Source organism: Allobosea sp. P1_A7 (genome assembly GCF_056406775.1).
The window spans coordinates 1-1,159 of record NZ_JBFTZN010000585.1; the positions used below are offsets into that span (position 1 = coordinate 1).

The following is a 1,159-nucleotide window of genomic DNA, read 5'->3' on the forward strand; positions in this document are numbered from 1 at the left end:
AGCTTCTCCGATTCAAACGTACAGCTTCTCCGATTCAAACGTACGTAGGCAGAATGCGCTTACTCGTACTGTCCGATCTGCATCTCGAGTTTGGTCCCTTCGAGTTTCCGTCGCCTATGCCGGAGTTCGATGCCGTGGTTCTCGCTGGCGACATCGGGCAGCCAATTTCCTCAGCGGTGACTTGGATCGCCCAGCAGCAAAGCGGGCCGCTGAAGGGCCGGCACGCCATTTACGTCCCGGGAAACCACGAGCTTTATAWGACCGAACTGAAGCGCAGTCTTGCGCAGGGCAGGGCGGCGGCTGAGTCTTCGGGCGTCGATCTTCTGTTCCGAAACACCGTCGTGGTCGGCGGAGTGCGCTTCCTTGGGTGCATCCTATGGACCGATTACAGCCTCCACGGCACGCCGAAGCCTTCGATGGTCTACGCTGGGGAGACGCTAAACGACCATCGCTTGATCCGAYACCAAGAGGAGAGCGGGCATTTCAGCCGCTTTATGCCCTGGCATGCAGCTGCCGAACATCGGCTTGATGTCGCATTTCTCCGCAGAGAGCTAGCGACGCCCCATGATGGACCGACGGTTGTCGTTACCCATCACGCGCCTCATCCGAATTCGATTCAACCGCGGCACCAAGGAAGTTCGCTTACACCCGCGTTTGTATCCGACCTGGGTCACCTCATCGAAGAGTTTCAGCCCGAGCTCTGGATCCATGGTCACGATCACGGATCGCACGATTACAGGGTCGGCCGGACGCGCATCTTCGCCAATCAGGCCGGCTACCCAAACCTTCATGGTGATCGTGAAAATCGCGGTTTTAACCCATGCTGCGTCGTTGAGGTTTAATGCTGAGCAGGTCGAAGCAACGCGCTGACATCGGCACCAATTGCAACGAGTAGAGACGTGTACCATTGGCCAACCAATACTTTTGTCGAAACCAATTGTAGAGGCGCTGTCACTATGCGAAGGCGACGAAGTCGTGGCAAATATTGTCGGAACACGTGCGAATGAAATCGCTCCCATTCATGCTCAGGGCCTAGTGGATTGATCGGGACGGAAGAGTCCTGTTGGGGATTCCGGCCGCTGATGCGGTGTGCGACATTGCGGGATGCGTACCGGTATCAGGATCGAAGTCACGGCTTCGGAAAAGGGTCGGCTTGAAG

At 56.9% G+C, this 1,159-nt stretch carries 1 protein-coding gene; it reads left to right on the forward strand.

The window, feature by feature from the left end; translation table 11 throughout:
* Nucleotides 1-842: metallophosphoesterase (locus AC1D34_RS37805; protein WP_476827058.1), on the forward strand; the 842-nt coding region annotated here is incomplete at its 5' end.
* Nucleotides 843-1,159: the final 317 nt, after the last annotated feature.